Origin of the sequence: Paenibacillus sp. IHB B 3415 (genome assembly GCF_000802655.2) — a bacterium.
GTDB classification, from domain to species: Bacteria; Bacillota; Bacilli; order Paenibacillales; family Paenibacillaceae; genus Paenibacillus_AQ; species Paenibacillus_AQ phytohabitans.
On sequence record NZ_JUEI01000184.1, the window covers coordinates 1 to 3156 of the forward strand.

Consider the following 3156-nt stretch of genomic DNA (forward strand, 5'->3'; position numbering starts at 1 on the left):
GGTAGCGTCAAGAAGTTTGTGTAAGAGAGTAGAAGTACCTCCCCGGGTTACGGGTTGGGGGTGCAGGTGTTTCTGGGGGTCGGGGGAACCCCGACCCCCAGAAACTGGATTCATCCGCTATTCTTCTTCGGGTGTGGGCAAGGAAGGGTAGCGTGTTTCAAATAACTCGTTTAGCTTCTTTTTGACGGGTTCCATCCCAAAGCCAGGAACGACCCGCTGCCCATGACGTTCATTGTAGTCGAGCATTTCGAGATACACGATTTTCTCTGCTGCATCCATATTCGTCAAACTGTTCATCGGTTTAAGGCGTTTGCGGATTTCCTTGTTCATTCGCTCAATCGGATTCGACGTATAGATCGCTTTGCGGATGGGCTCCGGGTACTTGTAGAACGTCAGGAGGGTGGACAACTGCTCCTCCCAGGACTTCATTTCTTTCGAATACAGCTTGTTCCACTTGGCTTTGACCGTATCAAAGTTAGCCCTGGCTACGACCTCATCCGGTGCGGTATACACCGTTTTCAGGTCTTCCAGGACATCGGTTTTGTGCTCGATCCGGATTTTGGGGAACGTAGCCCGCACCTTGTGCACCACACAGTGCTGCACATCCGCCTGCGGGTATGTCTCTTTAAACGCCGCATCCAGCCCGGGAAGCCCGAGCCCGGGAAGCCCGTCAAACACACCGAGCAACACTTCCTGCGCTCCACGGTCGTACAAGTCTTTCAGCACCTCCCGCCAGCCGTTCGAACTCTCTTGACCGCCGACGTAGAATCCGAGGATTTGACGTTGTCCCTCTTCGTCGATCCCCATCGCAAAATAGACGACCTCACCGCGGACCGTGCCCCGTTTGAGCTTCACGTACAGCCCATCCAGGTAGATCACGCTGTAGCGCTTGCTCAGCGGCCGTTTCTGCCACTGGTGGATATCGTCCAGGACGGTAGCCGTAATGTTGCTAACGGTCGTTGGAGAGTAATGGCTCCCAAACATACTTTCAATAAACCGGGCCACATCCCGGGTTCCCATGCCGCTTTTATACATCTGGATGACCGCTTCCTCCAGCCACCCGTCCCGCCGCTGGTACGGCTCAAACATCTGAGTTTGGAACAATCCCTGGCGGTCGCGGGGGACCTCCAGGTCCTCCAGATTGCCGTATTTCGTGTGTAAGTTTCGGGTGTAGTATCCGTTGCGGCTATTGCGTGTACCTGCTTCCTCGCTCGCCATGAACGCCTGCATTTCGGCACGCATGATGGACTCCAAGTTGTCTTTCACAAACTCTCTAACAAGTTTTTCAAATAGATTATTCAGTGAGCTTTCGGGTAAAATAGTCATTGGTAGGGTTCCTCCTTGGTGGTTTCGCAATCCCGAGGATACCCTACTTTTTTGTTGCCTGACTAGGCTCCAAATACTGGTACACAACATATTTTACGCCATCTCCGGTTACCTTCGCGGAAGCTCATTGTGTTCGATTTTTCGCATACATTGGGCCCAATTACCTTCGCAGTAGCACATTGTATTCGGTTTTTCGCATACATTTGGTCCGGTTACCTTCGCGATAGCTCATTGTGTTCGATTTTTCGCATACATTGGGCCCAATTACCTTCGCAGTAGCACATTGTATTCGGTTTTTCGCATACATTTGGTCCAGTTACCTTCACAGTAGCTCATTGTGTTCGGTTTTTCGCATTTTTTCAAATAGATTATTCAGTGAGCTTTCGGGTAAAATAGTCATTGGTAGGGTTCCTCCTTGGTGGTTTCGCAATCCCGAGGATACCCTACTTTTTTGTTGCCTGACTAGGCTCCAAATACTGGTACACAACATATTTTACGCCATCGACTAAGCCGGATAATTCCTGCATTTAGTACAACAATCTGCCTGAACAGCCGGATATATGCGGATCAATGTTGTAATACGTACAACATTTCTTATTTTCCGCGCCAGCAAGCTTCCTCCAGCAGACTAACCACCAGCTACGGGAGAATGGATCATTACATTAAATTTTGAATATTCACGGTTCACACACTAATTGCACATTGTGCAATCTTGCTCTTTGAGCAATAATATAGACTGTAGATTACAATTTGGCGTTCATCCTATACATAAGAAAGGAGGAAGCATACAACTTGAATCCCAAACTGACACTGCGGGACAAAAAAAAGGAAGCCACCGCCTACGCTTTGGCCGTAGCCGCCTTCGAGCTTGCGCTGGAGCAAGGCATGGACGGCTTCATCGTCGATGACATTGTCCAGAAGGCCGGTTATTCGCGGCGGACCTTTGCCAACTATTTCTCATGCAAGGAGGAAGCGGTGGCGGCGTATTTCATCAGCAGCGCTGCAAATGAAGATAAGAATATGCTGCTTGCTGTTCTGCCTCAGGATGCTACACCGCTGGAAGCTTTGTATAACCTGCTCAAGCTGCAGTTCACTTCAGAGTTTCTGCATAAATTGCGGCAGTTCGTATCGCTCGCGAATCAGTATCCGTCGCTGGAGCCTTATATCCTCAGCGTATTCCGCCGCCTGCAGATTGCCGCCCAGGAAGTACTCGAACAGTTCTCCCATGGACGCTATGACGATGGATATACCCACCTTCTCGCCGGTGCCGTCTACGGGGCATTCGTCCCTATACTGGACGGACGCCTCAACGTCATGCTGCCGGGCGAAACACAGGATGAACCCTCCAGTGCCATGCCGTTTGATCAATATTTGAATTCCATGTTTGCTTACTTACGCAACGGCTTCTAAAAATAAATTCAGAGATAAAGAGGAGAAACCAATACATGTCAACATTTCTGTACCGCCTAGGGAAGTCGGCTTATTCCAAGCCCTGGTATTTCATCGCGGCGTGGATCGTCGTGCTCGGTGTTATAGGAGCCCTGCTTGGTGTCAATGGCATCCAGTCCAGCTCCGAAATGAAAATTGAAGGCACCGAATCGCAAAAAGTGCTGGATAAGCTGACCCAGGAGCTTCCTGCCGCTGCCGGCGGCCAGGCGAGCGTCGCCTTCACCGCACCAGACGGGGAACGTCTGGATACGCCGGAGCGTGTAGCGCTGCTCCAGAAAGCTATCAATGACGTCTACAATATGGAATACGTCATCAATCCTATGGAACTGGCAGCACAGGCTGCTGCCGCTGCAGCTCAAGCCGCCGGCGCTGATCCTTCCG

At 50.8% G+C, this 3156-nt stretch carries 2 protein-coding genes and 1 pseudogene; 2 read left to right on the plus strand and 1 reads right to left on the minus strand.

All coding sequences use genetic code 11. From position 1 onward, the window contains the following. Positions 1-117: 117 nt before the first annotated feature. The gene (locus QW71_RS36030; RefSeq protein ID WP_047014170.1) at positions 118-1326 is read right to left on the minus strand and encodes an IS256 family transposase; all 1209 of its coding nucleotides are present in this window, start codon (positions 1324-1326) and stop codon (positions 118-120) included. 792 nt (positions 1327-2118) lie between these two features. On the opposite strand from QW71_RS36030, the gene QW71_RS36035 reads away from it, so the two are divergent. Continuing rightward, positions 2119-2736: a TetR/AcrR family transcriptional regulator gene (locus QW71_RS36035; RefSeq protein ID WP_039310873.1), complete on the plus strand. Its 618-nt coding sequence runs from the start codon at positions 2119-2121 to the stop codon at positions 2734-2736. A gap of 35 nt (positions 2737-2771) precedes the next feature. Then, positions 2772-3156, plus strand: a pseudogene (locus QW71_RS36040) (transporter); the annotation flags it as partial.

Bases quoted from the DNA above. Each gene is read 5' to 3' on its own strand.
- QW71_RS36030 (WP_047014170.1), bottom strand. From the start codon at position 1,326: ATGACTATTTTACCCGAAAGCTCACTGAATAATCTATTTGAAAAACTT.